Here is a 17,602-nt window from a genome sequence, read left to right as displayed (position 1 = left end):
GGCACCGGCGCCCCCTGCCGGGCCGGTCAGTCGGCGGGGCCGTCCGGGCTCCGGGAGAAGGCCGTGTCGCCGGCCGTCGCCACGATCGCGTCCCCGACGAGCAGCACGGTCGGGGGGTCGCCCTGCGCCTTGTCACCGGGGTCGTCCAGTGCGGAGGTGCGCCAGACCTCCGCTCCGGTACGGCTGTCCAGCGCGAGCAGGCGGCCGAAGCGGTTGGCGAAGTAGACCCGCCCGTACGTCGTGGACACCGCGGGCGCGGACAGGCTCTCCACGTCCGTCACCTTCTGCCAGAGCTCTCTGCCGCTGTCCGCCGAAACCGCGGTGACCACCCCGTCGGACCGGACGAAGTAGACGACACCGTCCACCAGGGTGGACGCGCCGGTCAGCGGACGGGCCAGCGGTATCCGTCTGACCTGCCCGGTTTCCGGGGCCACCCGCAGCAGCGCGTCGTACGGCCGTTCGTACCCGGATTCGTACACGTCCTTCGCCGTCCGGGGGGCCAGGAAGAGGGGCTGTCCGCCGACGGCGCCGAGCGCCCGCGCCTTCTCGGGCAGGGTCGCGGTCCCGGTCAGGCTGCCGGGGCCGAGCCGCATCAGGCCGACGGGGGCCTGGTCGGGCTCGGTGCCCTTCGAGCACAGGGCGTAGGGGACCCCGCCCGGCGCGGACGGGGTGCAGTACTCGTCCGGCGCGGGCGCCTGCCACAGCTGTCCGCCGGAAGCCCCGTAGGCCACGAACGCCGAGTGGTCGGCGGACAGCGTCAGCAGCCCGCCGTCGTACAGGACCGCCTCCTCGGAGGTGCTGATGTCACGTTGCCAGCGCCGCTTCCCGGTGCCGGCGTCCAGGGCCACCACGCGTCTGCTCGTGTCGTCCGGTTCCTCGTACACGTAGACCAGCCCGTCGCGGACGCCGATCGGCCGTACCCCCTCCGGGCGGGTGCCGGCCCGCCACAGGGTGCGGCCGGACGCGGCGTCGACGCGGGCGGCCGTGAAGCCCGTACCGCCGCAGAAGAGGGCGGTTCCCGCGGTCACGCAGCCGGGGCTCTGGTAGTCGAGGGGGATGCCCTTCGTGCCGTACCGCAACTGCCTCTGCCAGGGCCGCCAGCCGTCGGGCAGCGCCGCGGCGCGGGCGGGGGACGCGGTGGCCGTCCCGGAGGCGGTGGCGGTACCGGGACGGGACGCGAAGGCCGCCATGCCGACGATGCCCAGAGCCGCGACGGCCAGGGTCGCGCCGAGGCCGGTGAGCAGCATCCGGGTGCGGCGTCGCCCGCCGGTGCCGGCGGTCCCGGTGCCGGTACCGGCCGAGGAGGGGGCAGCGGGCGCGGAGGTGAGGGCGGTGGCCGGGCTCCGGGCGGCGGTCTGACGCCTGGGTCGCGCGGGCCATGCGGCCGGCAGTTCCTGGAGCATGCGCTGGACGTCCGCCAGTTCCGGCCGCGCGGCCGGGTCCTTGTCCAGACAGCGCTCGACGACGCCCAGGAGCGCCTCGGGCACCCCGCCGAGGTCCGGGGTCCCGAACACCACCTGGTAGCCGGTGATGTACGGGCTGTCGGCGTCGAACGGTCCCGTGCCGACGGCCGCGAACACCAGCAGCGACCCTAGCGAGAACACGTCGGAGGCCGGGGTGACGTCCCGGGGAGAGGCCAGTTGCTCCGGTGACATGAAGGGCGGTGTGCCGATCATCCGCCCGGTCGTGGTGAGGCTCTGGTGGTCGGCGGCGCGGGATATGCCGAAGTCGATGACGCGCGGTCCGTCCTCGGTCATCAGGACGTTGCCGGGTTTGAGGTCCCGGTGCACCAGCCCCGCCCGGTGGATGTCGCGCAGCGCCTCGGTGAGGCCCAGCCCGAGCGCGCGCAGTTCCCGCCCGCCCAGCGGACCGTCCTTCTCGACGACCTCGGCGAGGTTGCGCGCCGGCACGTACAGCGTGGCCATCCACGGCCGCTCGGCGTCCGGGTCGGCGTCCACGACGGGCGCGGTGAAGGCGCCGCTCACCCTGCGCGCCGCCGCGATCTCCTGCCGGAAGCGCGTCCGGAACTCCTCCTCCTGCGCGTACGGCCCGTGCACGAGTTTGACCGCGACCTGCCGTCCCGAGGCGGAGACGCCCAGGTAGACGACCCCCATGCCGCCCGACCCGAGCCGGCCGAGCAGGGTGTACCCGCCTATGGACTCCGGGTCCCCGCTGCCCAGGGGCGTCATCGCCGAACATCCTTCCCAGCACCTGCCTGCCTCACGGTGATCAGACTAGGGGCTGCCGTACCGGGGCGGGTCAGGGTTGCGTGGCGAGCCGCTGTTCGGTCCAGATGACCTTTCCCGCGGAGGTGTAGCGGGTCCCCCAGCTGTCGGCGAACTGGGCCACCAGGAACAGGCCGCGGCCGCCTTCCTCCATGGTCGTGGCCCGGCGCAGGTGCGGAGAGACGCTGCTGCCGTCGGAGACCTCGCAGACCAGGCTGCGGTCGTGGATCAGGCGTACCCCGATGGGTCCTGTCGCGTGCCGGATGGCGTTGGTGACCAGTTCGCTGAGGATCAGCTCCAGGGTGAACGCCTCCTCCTCCAGGCCCCAGTCCCGCAGCAGGCCGGCGGCGGCCGCACGGACCCCGGCGACCGCCGACGGGTCGGACGGCACCTCCCAGGACGCGGTGTGCTTGTCGTCGAGCAGCCGGGTACGGGCGACGACCAGGGCCACGTCGTCGTGCGGCGGTCCGGTCAGCATGGTGTCCATCGCCGCCCGGCACATCTGGTCCGGGGTGCGGCCCGCCGGCTCGACGGCGCGGCGCAGGCGTTCGATGCCCTCGTCGATGTCACGGTCGCGGTCCTCGACCAGGCCGTCGGTGTAGAGCACGATGCTGCTGCCTTCGGGCAGGAGCACGTCCGTCATCTCGTACGGCAGCCCGCCGAGACCCAGCGGCGGGCCGGCCGGCACTCCGGGCAGGCGGGCGTGGCCGTCCGGGTGCACGAGGATGGGTTCCAGGTGCCCCGCCCTGGCCATCGTGCACCGCCGGGAGACCGGGTCGTAGATCGCGTACAGGCAGGTGGCGCCCGTGAGCGTGGGGGCCCCGCCGTCCTGGTCCCGGTCCTGGTCGATACGGGTGACCAGCTCGTCCAGGTGCCAGAGGAGTTCGTCGGGCGGCAGGTCGAGCGTGGACAGGTTGTGGACGGCGGTCCGCAGCTGGCCCATGGTGGCGGCGGCGTGCAGCCCGTGTCCCACGACGTCGCCCACCACGACGGCGACCCGGGCTCCGGGCAGGGGGATGACGTCGAACCAGTCGCCGCCGACACCGCCGAGCCCGGCCTCGGCCGGCAGGTAGCGGTGCGCCACGTCGACCGCGTTCTGCTCCGGCAGGACGTGCGGCAGCAGGCTGCGTTGCAGCGTGACCGCCATGGTGCGTTCCCGCGTGAAGCGGCGCGCGTTGTCGATGCTCACCGCGGCGCGGGCGACCAGTTCCTCCGCCAGTGACACGTCCTCGTGGGTGAAGGGGGTCGGCTCCCTGGAACGCCAGAAGGTCGCCACCCCGAGGATCGCTCCGCGGGCCCGCAGCGGTGCGGTGATCATGGAGTGCACGCCGTGTGCCACCAGCCTGCGGGCGCGGTCCGGGTCCTGGGCCTGCCAGCCGGAGAACGTCGCGAGGTCGGCCTCCAGCACCATCCGGCCGGAACCGAAACCCGTCGCCTGGGGGGTGGCGGGGGCGAAGCGGATGAGCGCGCCGGGCCGGTAGAACGGCACGTCGGACCGGATGCCGCGCAGTGCGGCACGGCGCAGCACCGCCGCGCCCAGCGGATCGGGTTCCTCGCCGCGCAGCACGGCGTCGGCCAGGTCGACGGTGACGTAGTCGGCGAACCGGGGCACGGCGAACTCCGCCAGTTCCTCGGCGGTGCGGGTCACGTCGAGGGTGGTGCCGATGCGTATTCCGGCCTCGTACAGCAGCCCGAGCCGTTCCTGGACCACCTCCACCCGGCCCATCAGCGCGCTGAGTTCTGTGGTGTCCCGCAGCGTCGCGACCCAGCCGCCGGGTCCGGGCGGCGGCGTGGGGCGCTGGCTGACGGCCAGCAGCCGGCCGCCGACCTCGATCACCTCGTCCGTGGTGGCCCGGCCCGACCGGAGGAGCTGTTCGGCCCCCGGGTCGAGGCCCAGGTCCGTGACGGGTCGGCCGTCGACGCCGGCCGCGAGCCCGAGCAGGCGCCTGGCCTCGTCGTTGGACAGCAGCAGCCGGCCCCGTGGATCCACGATGAGGACGCCTTCGCGCACCGAGTGCAGGACGGCGTCGTGGTGCTCGTACATGCGGGTCATCTGGAGCGGTCCGAGACCGTGTGTCTGATGGCTCAGACGCCGGCCGATGAGGGCGCTCCCCCCGGTGGCCGCCGTCAGCACCAGGCCCGCGGCCCCCAGGACGAGCGGCATCTGCCGGCCGGCCGCGAGACTCACCTGGTGGACGGTGATGCCCGCGGACACCAGCCCGACGACCCTGCCCCCCGTGCCGGTCACGGGGACCACGGTCCGCACGGAGGGGCCCAGCGTCCCGACGGTCGTCTCGGTGACGACGCCGCCGTGCTGGGCCGCCGTGATGCTCCCGATGTAGTGCTCCCCGATCCGGCCGGGGGTCGGGTGGGTGTAGCGGACGCCCGAGGGGCTCATCACGACGACGAAGTCCACCCCGGAGCGCCTGCGGGTCTCCTCGGCCTGCCGCTGGAGCAGGGCGCTCGGGCGGGCTTTCGTCAGCGCCTGCCGCACCGAGGGGTCCGAGGCGACGGCGCCCGCCACGGCGAGGGTGCGCCGCTGGGCCTCGCGCTCGGCGTCGTTCCGTGACTGGAGCAGGAGGGCGACGACCGCCGCCGCCACGAGAACCAGGACGACCACGACCTGAAGGAGGAACATCTGGCCGGCCACGCTGCGTGTCCCACGCCGGGACCACAGCCGCCGGAGCAGCTGGTGCATACGGCTCATATAACACTAAAGGGGTAAGGCGACATCACCCCCCGGGTGATACGCCTTCACCGACGGACGCCCTCCGTGCCCCCTCGGGCACCCTCGGCGAGGGGGCGTGCGGGCTATGCGAAGAGCTTCTCGAAGGCCGCGCCGGCGGCTTCCTGCCGCCATTGGACGGCTGCCTTGGGGCTGGTGGCGAGCAGGTGACGGCAGGCGGTGCCCGGGGCGTGTCCGCTGCCGGGGAGTTGGCCGGCGCAGGCGGCGGCGGGGCGGTAGCCGTCGCGGGTGGGGTTGCCGCTCCACAGGCCGGGGCCGGGGAGGAAGGCGTACTGGAGGGAGGCGCGGGCCAGGTCCTTGAGTTCGGGGTAGGTCAGGCCGTAGGTCTGGGCGGCGTACTGGTATTCGTGGGAGATGTCGGTGCGGGAGACGCCGGGGTCGTCGGTGGCCAGGACGACGGGGACGCCGTGGGCGCGGTAGGTGTCGAAGGGGTGGTCGGCGCCGCGGACGCCGAGGATCTGCGCGTTGCTGGTGAAGGGGACCTCGACGGCGGTCTGGCGGTCGGCCATCGTGCGGGCGGTCTGCTGCCAGTGGTCCTCGTGGACGAGGTCGACGCCGTGCCCGATCCGGTCCGCGCCGGCGATGTCCACGGCCTGGGCGATGTGGAACGCCAGGTCCTCCGGCTTGACCAGACCGGGCGTCAACTCGCCCGCGTGCAGGGTGACGTGGGCCTTCGGATAGACGGTGCGCAGGTACTGCACCATGCGCATCTGCAGGCTGTAGCCGGCCAGCGAGCTGTCCCAGTCCTCGGGCTGCACGAGGTTGACGGCGACGAACCGGGAGTCGCGTTCGGCCAGCCGCATGCCGAGCGCCAGCTGTGTGAAGACCCGCTCCGGTGAACTGCCACGGTTGACCTGGGAGATCCAGCGCACGGTCAGCGCGCAGCCGGGGCGCGGACGGCTGGTGCCGCAGCGGGCCGCGGTACGGAACTCGGCGTCGCCGTCGTCGGCCTCCTTGCGCGCGTCGGCCACCACCTTGTCGAGCCGGCCGCCGGCCACGAGCTTGGCGTGCAGCGCGGCCAGGTCGGGGTCCCAGCCGACCTCGGCGGCCAGCTGCCGGGCGCCGTCGGAGGCCGGGGTGACCATGGTCTCCAGGTAGAACTGGTTCTGCGCCGCGGCCGAGTCGGCGACCTGGGCGAGCAGCTTGCCGCGATGCCGCCAGGGCACCTCGCCGAACTTGTTGAACGTGTCGAAGAAGTGGTCGTGCCCGCTCTGGCCGGCCGGGAAGTCCTGCATCGACCAGGCCCGGACGATGGCGTCGTGGAAGGCGCGGTCGGTACGGGCGTCGGCGGCCGGCCGGGCCCCGGGACCGCACGGCGGTACGACCGCGGTCAGCGTCGCCGTGTCCACGCACAGCCCGTCCTCACCGGCCAGCTCGATCAGGTACTCCGTCCTGACCGCACCGGAGAGGTGGTTGTGCAGGTCGCCGCCCTTGGGCAGGTGCCGGAAGAACCCGCGCAGCAGCCGGGGCTCGTTGCGGATCGAGGCCAGGTACGCGGCCGTGCGCGCCTCGGCGGCGGTCGTCGGACGGGGCGCCACGGGGCGGGCGGCCCCCGGGTGCGCGGTCCGGCTGGGGACGGTCCCGGTGCGCGCGGCCGCGGACGGCGCCGCCGACAGGGACGCGAGACAGAGCAGGGCGCCGAGGCCGGCGGCGAGCGCCGGGCGGCGGGTGCGGTGCGCGGCGCGGGGGCCGTCGTAGGTCGTCACCCAAGGATGATCATCAAACCGGACCGGCTACGGCCGCCCAGCCACGCGCGACGCACGCGGGCGCCACCCGGGCGGCCGTAGCCACGCCCTTCCCCGGCGGACCTACGAGAGGGACCGGTAGCCGCTCCAGCCGGTCGCGATCTGGGTCCGCGCGCCGAACGAGCCCTTGCCGTCGCCGTTGTTGCGCCACAGCTTGCCGCCGGTGTCGCGGGAGACCAGGTCCGCCCTGCCGTCGTCGTTGATGTCACCGACCCCGACGACCGCGTTGTACGAACCGCCCCAGTTCGAGAACACCTTGGCGCGGGCCGCGAAGGTGCCGTCGCCCTTGCCGTTGTACCGGTAGAGGTTGCCGGACGTGTCCTGGGCCAGGAGGTCCGCCCTGCCGTCGCCGGTGATGTCGCCGACGCCGACGATCTTCTTGTAGCCCTTCCAGTTGTCGTACAGCTTGACCCGGGCGGAGAGCTTGCCGGTGCTGGTGCCCTTGTAGAGGTAGACCGCTCCGGTGGCCGAGTTCCGCGCGATCAGGTCGGGGCGGCCGTCCCCGCTCACGTCACCGGGTGAGGTGAGCACGTTGTACTGCGTCCAGCCGCTGGTCCCGAGGCTCGTGTACGACGTCGACGGCTTGACCGGCGCACCGCAGCCCGGCTTGTACAGCCGCAGCGCACCGCTGTTGTAGCGGACCAGGACGTCGTTGCAGCGGTCGCCGCTGAGGTCGCCGAAGGGGACCGCCATGACGGTCGTCGGCCAGCCGGTGCCCGTGTACCTGTCGCCGAACTTCCCGGTCCCCGTGCCGCTGTGGAAGGTCAGGCCGCCCGAGGAGTTCAGGGTGAGCAGGTCGCCGCGGCCGTCCGGACCGTCGGGGCTGACGAAGTCGCGGCGCACCGCGGCCCCGCGTTGCAGGAAGCCGTCGCCGCTGGTCACGGTGTTGAGCGTGGTGGTGCCGAGGCCGGTCGCCCGCAGCGTCCAGGTGAAGTGGCCGTTGGGGAAGTAACCCCCGCCCGCCGTCCGCCCGTTCCAGGTCGCCGTCACCCGCGCCGGGGTCGTGCCGCCGGTGAGGGTGTGGGTGACCTTGCCGTTCGCGCCGCTCTGGACCGAGGTGAAGGTGAGCGACCAGGAGGTGACCGGACGGGACAACACCCAGGAGCCCTGGTAGGGCGCCCCCGGGGCCACGTAGTCGCCGACCGACGTCTCGAAGGCCGTCACGGCGGACGGGGCGATGCCCGTGGTGGTGACGTGGGTGCGCTCGTAGTCGTCGAACCAGCCGACCAGGCCGGTGTACTCGTCGACCGTCCACCGGTAACGGCGGTCCACGGTCAGGCCCTTGCCGGCCAGGCCGGAGGCGATCGTACGGGTGGTGCCGGTGGCCGCCTCGGTGAGCACCAGCGTGCCCGTGCCGTGGTCGTGGCGGACGGTGAAGCCGTCGCCGAGCAGCACGTCACCGGGGACGACCGCCCTCGCCGTACCGGCCTTCGTGTCGTACACGCCCGCCGAGTCCGTCCCGCAGGCCCAGTACACCCAGCGGCCCGCCGCCTGGAGTTCGCTCGGCACGCAGGCCAGCCCCGGGACGGTCACCGTGGTGAGCGTCTTCGCCAGCGGGATGCTGTACGAGGTCAGCCTGCCCGCGCTGGTGGTGGCACTCCACAGGGTGGAGCCGTTCAGGGCGGCGGCGCGCACGGACCGCTTCAGCTTCTGGCCCTGGTCGAACTCGCCGACGTACTGCGCCGGGGCGCTGCCGCCGGAGTCGAAGACGGCGTAGTTGTCGGAGACGTCGACGATGTGGCCGCCCTGGCCGCCGAAGTCGAGGTAGTGGCCGCCGACCTCCACCAGCCGGTCGTCGCCGAGGCTCTCGCCCTCGTCGGTGCCGCCGTTCGCGTCGAGGTAGACGTCCCGGGCGTCGAGGTTCCCCCACAGCGCCGTGCACGTGGTGCCCTCGTACGGGCAGAGGGCCTGGTGGATCGAGCGGCTCGCGGTGGCCTCGGACGCGGTCAGCGAGCCGGAGCCGTCGGTGGTGAGGGTGCGCACGGACGTGGTGTCCGCGGTGGCGTCCGGGTCGTCCTCGGCGACCCGCAGGCTGCCGCGGCTGAGCGCGATGCCCGTCTTGGCGTTCTCGATCGCCGGGGACTGCTGGACCTTCGTGAGCTCCGGCGTGCCGTCGGCGGCTGCGCCGACCCGCCGCACCCACCAGTCGGTGGCGTCGGTGCCGCCGGTGACCAGCGCGCTGCCGTCGCCCGCCGCCAGCGTGTAGGCGCCGGCGCTCGCCAGCACGGTCCGCTGCACCGAGGGATCGTCGACGTCGACCGCGAGCAGCCGGGAGCCGAGCGCGTCGGAGGACAGCGGCAGCAGCAGCCAGTGGCCGGCCAGGACCGGGTCGCCGTCGAGCGCGCCCGGGTTGGCGGGCAGCGTGACGACCCGCTCGGCGGCGGTGAGGTCGGTGCGGGACTTCAGGTGCAGTTCGGCGGTGCCGGGCTGGTACCAGCCGACGCGGTCCTCGCTCATCACGTAGCGCCCGGCGTCGGGGGCGTCGGGGAACAGGGTGGTGCTCACGGCCGACGCGATGTCGATGTAGTGGAGCGTGCCGAAGGTGCGCTCCGCCACGAACACGCCGGCGGAGTCCGCGGCGAGCACGTCCTCGGTCCCGACGTTCGTCGCGTCGCCGGTGACCTTGCGGGTGCGCCACCCGCCGTCGGCGCCGTCGGCCTCGTCGATCAGGGAGTTGGTGGTGACGATCGTGTCGCCGGCGAGGGCCCGGTAGTAGCCCTGGCCGTACGCGGTCGACCCGTTCCAGCTCACCTTCTCCGAGGTGGCCGTCGCCGGGTCCCACAGGGTGGCGTACGCGTCGTTGGCCGTGGCCGGCAGCGCGACCAGGTCACCGTCCGAGCCGTACCAGGCCGTACGGCACGCGGAGCCGATGCTCGTGCAGCCCGTGCCCGGGGTGTAGACGCCGGCGGCGTTCTCGACGGTGACGGTCCTGCCGGTCGCGTAGTCGCTCCACAGCATCCCGGTCCTGCCGGTCTGCCGGTGCAGGAACCCGGTGTCGCCCGCGACGTACGGGCGGTCGGTGCGCGGTGTGCCGGAACTCGGGTCGACCAGGGTGACCGCGGTGGTGTCGGCCTCGGTCGCCTCCGCGGAGCCGCCGCCCTCCGCCAGGACGACGACGGACGCGGCCACGACGGCGACCACGAGCGAGGAGACGGCGGCGGCAGGCCCGCCCCGTCCCAGGGCGTGTCTGCCCACGTGATGTTCCCTCCCCCACGAGGGTCCGCCCCTCGCACAAGTGGCCGGATCTTACCCGACTCTTACCAACGGGTGGTGCGCGGGGACGCTCACGGGACCGGGTCTCCCCCTGGTCACAGGGGTACGCCGTGCACCTCGCCGCTCGTCGTCGCCGCGTACACGGCGCCCTGTGCGGGGGCGGGGGCCAGGGCGAGGACCTGGCCGCGCATGTCGAAACTCTGGAGCGAGGTGCCCGCCAGGCCGTCCACGACATGCAGGCGTCCCTGCCAGCCGCCCCACACCACGGTGGTCCCGGTGGCGCACAGCGCGAAGACCTCGTCCCCTCCCGGACCGGCGCTCCGCCACCGCTCCGCCCCCGTGGCGAGGTCGCGGGCGTGCACCACCCCGGCCGTGTCGCCGACGATCACCGTGTCCCCCACCCGCACCGGCGCGGCGACGACCGGTGCCCCCAGCCGTACCCGCCAGCGCAGCGTGCCGTCGGCCGCCGCCACGCAGTACAGCGCGCCCCGCGTGTCGGCGAGGTACACCGCGTCCGGCTCCGGCAGGGGTGCCGCCCGCACCGGCGCCCGCAGCGCGAGGGGCGCCTGCCAGGCCGTCCTGCCGTCCTCGTCGTCGAGGGCGTGCAACCGCAGTCCGTGGTCGATGAGCGCGTACACCCGCTGCCGGCCGACCGCCAGCGCGGTGGTGTCCGGCAGCGGCTCCCCCCGCCACCACACGCGGCGGGTGTCGGCGTCGAAGTGGTGGACCCTCCCCCCGGCGTCGCCGAGCAGCACGTTGCGGCCGTGCAGCAGCGCCGGAGCCGCCACCCGGTCCTCCGGCTCCGGCACCGACCAGCGGCGCGTCCGGGAGACGGTGTCCCACGCCTCCAGCCGCCCGGCGGCGTCCCGGACGAGGATCACCCGCTCCCCCGCGCACAGCCGCACCGGCGGCCGGAACCCGACGTCGGTGCGCTGCACCGCGCCCGTCCCCGGGTGCAGCCAGTGCAGCCGGCCCGCGCCGTCGGCGGTCACCACCGTGTCGTCCCCTACGGCCACGAGCGCGTGCGCCCACTCCCCCACCCGTCGGCTCCAGCTGCGGCGGCCCGGCCGGAACGGCACGGTGAGGTCGGCCTCGTTGTCCGCGGCACGCAGGAACTCCGTCAGCCGGGTGCGGTGGGCGTCCAGTTCCCGCCGGACCCCGGACGGCAGTGCGAGGGCGCCGGCCTCGCCGAGCGCCGAGCGCAGTTCGCCGAGCGAGGGCCGGTCGCCGGCGCGTACGGCGAGACAGGCGGCGACCGCTCGCGCCGCCCGGCCCCGCGGCAGCCCGGACAGGTCCGCCGGCCGCCCGGCGGGGGCCCGCGGTCCCGGGTAGGGCGCGTGTCCGGTCAGCAGGTACAGCAGGACCGCCGCGATCCCGAAGACGTCGGTGGCCGCGTCCGTCTCGGCCAGGCCCCCCAGCTGTTCCGGCGCGCAGTAGTGGGGGTTGCCGAAGGCCTGGTCGAGGGGGCGGGTCAGCTGCTGGCCGCGGATCCGGGTCAGGCCGAAGTCGATGATCCACGGCCCGTCCGCCGTCAGCAGCACGTTCCCCGGGTGCAGGTCGCGGTGCCACACCCCCTGGTCGTGGGCCGCGAGCAGGGTGTCGACCAGGTCGGCCCCGACCCCGTAACCGGTCTCGGCCGGCAGCGCTCCGCCGTGCACCGCCATCACCTGGTGCAGGGAGGGCCCGGGGATGAACCGGGTGGCGATGGCGGGCGGCCGGCCCGCGTCGAACTCGAAGGACAGCAGTTCGGGGATGCGGGCGCCGGCCCCCCGCAGCAGCGCCTTGCTCTCCTGGTGGAAGCGCTGGAGGTGCTGGGCGTTGCCGGAGTACTCCTGCTTGAGCAGTTTCACCGCCGCCAGCGTGTACGGGTCGCCACCCGGGTCCACGGCATGGTCGACCGCCCGTCTGCCGAGGTAGATGTGACCGAAGCCGCCGGTGGCCAGCCGGCCCAGCAGCCGGAACCCGGCGGCCTCGGCGGGATCGGACCGCTCCAGGGCGACGATCGGGGCGGGACGCGGCTGCGGGACCACCGGCGCGGAGGGGTTCACCTGCGCTCCCGTCACCGGTCGGAGGTGTGGGAGAAGCCGATCCCGCACAGGACGGTCGACTTGCCGAGTTCGCACTCCCCGCTGTCGGCGAGGCGGGGCGCGTTGGCACGCAGGGGTTCCCGTACGCACTCCACGGCCAGCACCCCGCGCCCGGCCCGGCCGCGCACCTTGACCCGGGCGCGCACCTGGGCGACCTCGACGTCCTTCGTGAAAAGACGCCCGCCCAGCGCATGGTGGACCCGGTCGCCCGAGCGCAGGTCCGTGACGACGAGCGTCCCGGACAGCAGCGGGTTGCGCCGCCGGTACACCAGCGCTCCCGCCAGGATCCCGCCGAGCACCAGTACGGTCAGCGCCGGGTACAGCCACCCGGGCGGCGTGCCGGGCACCTGGCCGTGCAGCCGTACCCGCGCCGGAGCGGCGGCGGCGAGCCGGAACCCGGGGTAGCCCAGTGCCCCGCGGACCGTGGGCGTCCACGGCGACGTCACCTCCGCGGAGACGGCCAGTCCGGTCTCGAAGTCCTCGGTGGCGGGGGCGAGGGCGGCCCGCGGGTCCTGGTGCCAGAGCAGGGTGAGCCGGTAGCTGCGCCGCTCACCCGGCGCCAGGGTGACGGCCCGGTCCGGCAGTCCGACCGAGGTCACGGCCGGACCGCCGCCGTCGGTCCCGGCGCGCAGCCGGACCCGCAGGGGCACGTGACGGGCGGTGGAGGTGACGGTGAGCCGTACCGTCTGCCGCCGTGCGCCCTCGCGGTCGCCGGTGCCGAGGTCGAGCGTGCCGGTGCCGGTGCCTGAGGTGCCGTCGGTCACGGCCAGCCGTACCCCCGCGCCGGCGTCGTCGCGCAGGGCGCGGACCGCCTTGTCGGTCCGCACCCGGTCCTTGGCGCTGTTCAGCTGCGTGCCCAGGGCGGCCGCACCGACCGGGAGGATGCGTGGCGTCGCCACGACCGCGCCCAGGATGTCGGAGACGTGCGTGTCGTCGGCGAGCGGCAGCCCGTAGCCGACCACCGTGCGGTCCGCGCCCAGCGCGCGGTAGCGGGCGCCGAGCCTGCGCCAGCTCGGCGAGCCCAGTTCGGCGTAGTCGCTGTCCGGGGCGTTGACCGCGCCGTCGGTGAGCAGCAGCACCGCCGCGACGGGCGTACGGCTGTCGCGCAGCTGGTCGGCGGCGGCCTCCAGGGCGCTGCCGGGGTCGCTCGCGGTCTCCGTGGCCCGCGCGGGCAGGTCGTCGACGGCGTTCCGCGCGCCGGCCGCCGGGCCCAGCGGGTGGACGACCCCGACGGAGCGCCCGAAGGAGACCAGCGCCACCTGGTCCGAGGGCGCGAGTCCCGCGAGGAACGTCCGCAGCCGCTTCTTCACGGTGTCGTACTGGGTGGCGCCGTCGGGGCCGCGGTCCTGCATCGAGGACGAGGTGTCGACCAGGACGACGTACGAGGCGGGCACGTCGTCGACGTGCAGGGAACGGCAGATGTCGTCGGGTGACGGCACCGCGGACGCGTCGTCGGCCGACGCGGACCCGCGGGCGCCGAGGAGCAGCGCGGCGGCGAGGAACAGGGCCGTGGCGCTCGCGCGTACCCGCGGCGCGGACGGAACAGAGGTGATCATGACGTGCCAACTCTTCCTGGGCGGGGCCCGGTCGGGACTCACGGGTGGTGAACGCCCCTGGCAGGGCGGGTGGTCCGGGGACGGACGGGGGCGCCGGCGGGGCGCTCAGCGGCGGGTGAAGTGCAGGGCCCTGAGCGCCTGCCGACGGCGCCTGACCTCCTCGCGCAGCTGCTCGTTGCGGCGGATGGCGTCCGTGGCGCTCTCCTCCTGGTCCAGCAGGTGGGCGTCGGCCGCCTCGAAGTACGCGGTCCACAGCCGCCCCCCGAGCCGCCCCCACAACTCCTTCTCCAGCAGCGCCCGTTGCTCCGGGCCGGCCGGGTCGCCCTGTTGCCGGTAGGCCTCCCGGTAGGCGTCCAGCAGCTCCAGCACCGCCGTCCCGGGGCTCGGCCGGCCGTCCGCCCAGGCGGCCAGGGGACCGCAGAGCTGGGCCCGGGTCGCGCCCGCGCACCGGGCCGAACGCAGCCGCCTGCCGAACTCCTCGGCGCTCAGCGCGCCGTCCCGGGCCGCCTCGCCCAGGGCGTACAGGCGCAGCGTGCCGCCGATCTGCGGTACGCACTGCGCCAGCCGGTCCAGCCAGGCGGCCTCCTCGCCCCGGGCCCGCCAGCCGGGCGCCGCCAGCAGGTCGGAGACGGCCTCGGCGGTGATGCCCCGCAGGGCGGCGTCCGTCGGTTCCTGCACCAGGCGTTCGGCCACGGCCCGCGCCGCCGCTCCCGGGCGGCGCCCGGTGGCGGGGTCGAAACGCAGCAGGCATCGCAGCAGGGTCTTCGCGGCGGGCCTGCGCCGGTGCTGGGACAGTGCGTCCAGGTGCTGTTTCAGCGTGTCGGCATAGCGGTCCACCTCCGGTCTGGTCAGCGTCCCGGCGTCGTCCGGCAGCGCGCTCGGCGCCTCGCCGGCCAGCGCGCACAGCAGGTCCCAGCGGGCCCGCGCGGCCAGGCCGAGGGCGGCGCGCGGTCCTGCGGCCAGGGTGGCCCGCAGCCCCTCCGGCCCGGTGCGCGGACCGCGCAGGCGCAGCACCCGGCCTGGTCCGCCGGGCCCCAGCGCGTCACTCAGATCGTCGAAGAACGACGAGGTCAGCAGGGTGTCGCCGCGTCCACAGGCGACGCCGAGGCCCAGCAGCCGCGCGGCCCCGTCCGGGTGCTTGGCGGCCCACCGCGCGGACTGCGGCTGCCAGACGGTGGTGTCCGGCCGCAACAGGTCGTACAGCAGGGCCAGTTCGTCGCCGGCGCCGGTACCCAGCCACTCCAGCCAGCGGCGGACCGAGCGGGCGGGCTCCGGGGTGCCGGCCGCGCCCTCCAGCAGGATCCAGGTCAGCTCGGGCCGGGCGGCCACCGCACCCCGGGCGAGGGGCATGGTGCCGGGCGGGAACGGCTCCAGCGACGGCAGCAGACCCAGGGTGGCCGTGACGTCGACGTCCTCGCCGGGTCCGTCGCCAGGGTCCACGAGGACGGCGAGGGCGCGGTCGACGACGTCGAGGTTGGTGCCCTCCACGCGGGTGGCCCGCAACAGGCTGCTGACCTTCTCCTGCACGGAGGAGAGAGGCCCGGTGCGCAGGTCCTCGCGCAGCCGCTTCAGGAGCGAGTCCGCCACCTGGGGATCGCTCAGGTACGGCGGCAGCAACGACAGGTCGGTGGAGGTCCCGGACAGCTTCGCCCGGGCCATCATGCTGCCGGTCCTGGGGTTGGTCCGCGGATCGCGCAGGAACCCGTCGACCACGTCGTCGGCCACCGGGCCACCCCGCAACACCTCGGCCTCGACGTGGAGTTCGTGGTCCATGGCGCACAGCAGCCGGTGCGCCTGCTGGGCCGTCGGCAGGCCCGCGTGCGCGCCCTCGGGCAGGGCCGTGCAGCGCGCCAGATGGTCCAGGACCGTGTGGCCGCCCCGGGACTCCCAGGCGTGGATCAGCAGGTCGTGGTACTGGCGCGCCACGGCTGACAACCGCTCGACGCCCACCGCGCCGCCCCAGGGCACACAGTCCCGGCCGGGGGCGGAGCGTCCCCAGGACAGGCGGATGCGGTGGTTGGCGCCGGAGGAGGTGGCGGTGGCGGCCGACAGACAGGTGCGCAGCGCGTACGGCAGCATCGCCGCGATGTTGTCGAGCAGCCGCAGCCGTTCCAGCGGGTCGTCGTCCGGGGCGCCGGTCACCACCACCGGCCCGTCCAGCAGCAGGGCGGCGACCGCCGCGTGCCAGTGCAGCAGGGGGTCGCTGGCGGAGACGAACTCCTCGTCGAAGCCGTTCATCAGGTGCTCGTCGGCGGACAGCGGCAGGCGTACGGGGCCGTGCAGCGCGCCGGACTCACCGCCCGCGGCGATCCGGGACAGCCCGGTCCGGCCGGCCAGCGCGGCGCGGGCCAGCGCGCTCCAGCCGAGGCCGTGGCCGGCCGCCTCCTCGTAGGGGACCCAGAAGTGGGTGACGTGGTTGATCGGCCGGCTGTGCACGTCGGCGGTCTCGGTCCGGTCGAGGACGAAGACCCCGAGGGACAGCCGGTGGTCCGGGTTCGTGCTGGGGCCGACCGTGACCCAGGGCAGCCGGTCGGCGGGCGAGGGGGTGCCCGGGGACCAGTGCTGGACCGCCCTGGTGTAGTAGCTGTTCCACTCCGGCGGCCAGGCCGCCATCACCTGGAAACCCTGCGGGCTGTGGGGGCGCTTGCCCCAGACCGCCCAGCCCGCGGTCAGCCCGGCGCCGTCGGACGACATGGGCGGACCTCCCTCTCTCGCTCGGGACGTCATCGCTGCCGGGACAGGCCGCGCAGGAACAGGAAGGGCTCCATGACGTTGACCGGCCGGGGCGGGGCCACGAACCGGACCTTGTCGTCGACGGCGTTGACCAGCGAGGGGTTGTCGAAGTCGAAGCCCCGGTCCGGGTCGACCCAGAAGCCGACGGCGCTGCACACGAAGTAGCCGACGCGCTCGGGCACGAAGTAGCGGCCGATCTGGTTCCTGATCTCGCCGAGGCTGCCGTGCGGGAAGCGGTCGCACAGGTCGTCGAAGAGCCGTTTGGCGTCGATGGCCTCGGGCTGGCCGGTGCGCGGGTTGAGCCGTACGTTGCCGTGCTCGCAGGCGAACCGGAACACGTCGTCGTCGTCGAACTTGGCCAGGCAGACCGCGATGCTGTGCGGCAGCCGGTGCCCGTCGCGCTGCCCGCGGATGGCGATCTCGGTCGCCACCCCGTCCAGCACCTCGGTGAAGAAGTCGGCGCTCTGCCGCTCGTCCTCGTCCACGGGCCCGTCCGCGCCGTTGACCCGCCACTCGCGGGCCGCGTCGAGGACGTACACCATGGCCCGTGAGTCGGCCAGGTCGGTGACGAGCCGCGGCCCCATCAGGGCGCCCATGTCGGAGCGCAGGTCGAAGGCCTCGCCCGGCATGTCCCGCAGGGAGACCCGGAACTCGAGCACGTCCCTGGCGGGCTGCCCGCCCCGGCGCCACCGCCGTCTGCCGGCCGTCCTGCTCGCGTAGGGGGTGCCGCCGACGTCCCCGACCAGCGTCAGCCGGACGGGCAGCTGCTCGTCCTGGGTGGCGCTGGGGAAGACGCGTTCACGGTAGAAGGTGTGGGCGAGGTCGCTGAGGTACTGCTTGGACGAGTGGTCCTCGGGAAACACGTTCCACGAGCCGTACACGGGGTCCATCAGCGCCCGGGTGAGCGCGGCCAGCAGGGTGGACTTGCCGCTGCCGATGCCGCCCCACAGCGTGATGGTGGGCCCGCCCGGTTCGGTCTCCTCGGCGAGCGGCGGCTCGGCGGTCTCCCCGCCCGCCTCGGGCCACTTCACCGACGGCTCCCCGCCCGGTCCCGGCCGGGTGCGGGGCAGCGAGGGGGCCGCCTGGTCCGCGCCGTCGGCCGCCCGCGCGTCCTCCTGCACGGGGAAGGTCGTCGGCGGCGGGGCGGGCGCCGGCACGGGGCCGGGCAGCGCGGGGCGCTGTTCGAACGCGGCATAGAGGCTCTTGCGGCCACTGTCCGCGCGACTGCGCCCGCTCTGCCGCGGCCCGGACTCGGTGACGTCGTCCTGGTCGTTCATGTCTCCCCCTGGTTCGGCTG

Annotated in this window: 8 protein-coding genes; all 8 read right to left on the bottom strand. The window is 74.6% G+C overall.

Annotated elements, in window-relative coordinates; all coding sequences use genetic code 11:
- Positions 1-26: 26 nt before the first annotated feature.
- The 8 genes from MB828_RS31455 to MB828_RS31420 all read right to left on the bottom strand — a co-directional run bounded on the left by MB828_RS31455 (position 27) and on the right by MB828_RS31420 (position 17,582).
- Entirely contained in the window at positions 27-2,189 is a 2,163-nt protein-coding gene (locus MB828_RS31455; protein ID WP_301651138.1) for a protein kinase domain-containing protein, read from the bottom strand.
- 70 nt (positions 2,190-2,259) lie between these two features.
- On the bottom strand, positions 2,260-4,923 hold the full coding sequence (locus MB828_RS31450; protein ID WP_301651137.1) for a SpoIIE family protein phosphatase/ATP-binding protein: 2,664 nt from the start codon (positions 4,921-4,923) through the stop codon (positions 2,260-2,262).
- A 113-nt stretch (positions 4,924-5,036) separates the two neighbouring features.
- Positions 5,037-6,677 (bottom strand): adenosine deaminase family protein, encoded by a 1,641-nt coding sequence (locus tag MB828_RS31445; RefSeq protein ID WP_301651136.1) that lies wholly within the window; start codon positions 6,675-6,677, stop codon positions 5,037-5,039.
- 102 nt (positions 6,678-6,779) lie between these two features.
- A complete protein-coding gene (locus MB828_RS31440) occupies positions 6,780-9,911 on the bottom strand; it encodes an FG-GAP repeat domain-containing protein (protein WP_301651135.1) in 3,132 nt (1,043 codons plus the stop codon).
- A gap of 113 nt (positions 9,912-10,024) precedes the next feature.
- On the bottom strand, positions 10,025-11,977 hold the full coding sequence (locus MB828_RS31435) for a PQQ-binding-like beta-propeller repeat protein (RefSeq protein ID WP_301651134.1): 1,953 nt from the start codon (positions 11,975-11,977) through the stop codon (positions 10,025-10,027).
- Positions 11,978-11,988: 11 nt separating this feature from the next.
- On the bottom strand, positions 11,989-13,572 hold the full coding sequence (locus MB828_RS31430; protein WP_301651133.1) for a VWA domain-containing protein: 1,584 nt from the start codon (positions 13,570-13,572) through the stop codon (positions 11,989-11,991).
- A 105-nt stretch (positions 13,573-13,677) separates the two neighbouring features.
- Complete coding sequence (locus MB828_RS31425) at positions 13,678-16,266, bottom strand: hypothetical protein (protein WP_301651132.1); 2,589 nt, start codon at positions 16,264-16,266, stop codon at positions 13,678-13,680.
- Between the two features lie 29 nt (positions 16,267-16,295).
- Positions 16,296-17,582, bottom strand: a complete 1,287-nt coding sequence (locus MB828_RS31420; protein ID WP_301651131.1) for a hypothetical protein — start codon at positions 17,580-17,582, stop codon at positions 16,296-16,298.
- Positions 17,583-17,602 lie beyond the last annotated feature (20 nt).

Origin of the sequence: Streptomyces arenae, assembly GCF_022343545.1 — a bacterium.
Lineage (GTDB): Bacteria > Actinomycetota > Actinomycetes > Streptomycetales > Streptomycetaceae > Streptomyces > Streptomyces humi.
This window is presented reverse-complemented; position numbering and strand designations above follow the sequence as displayed.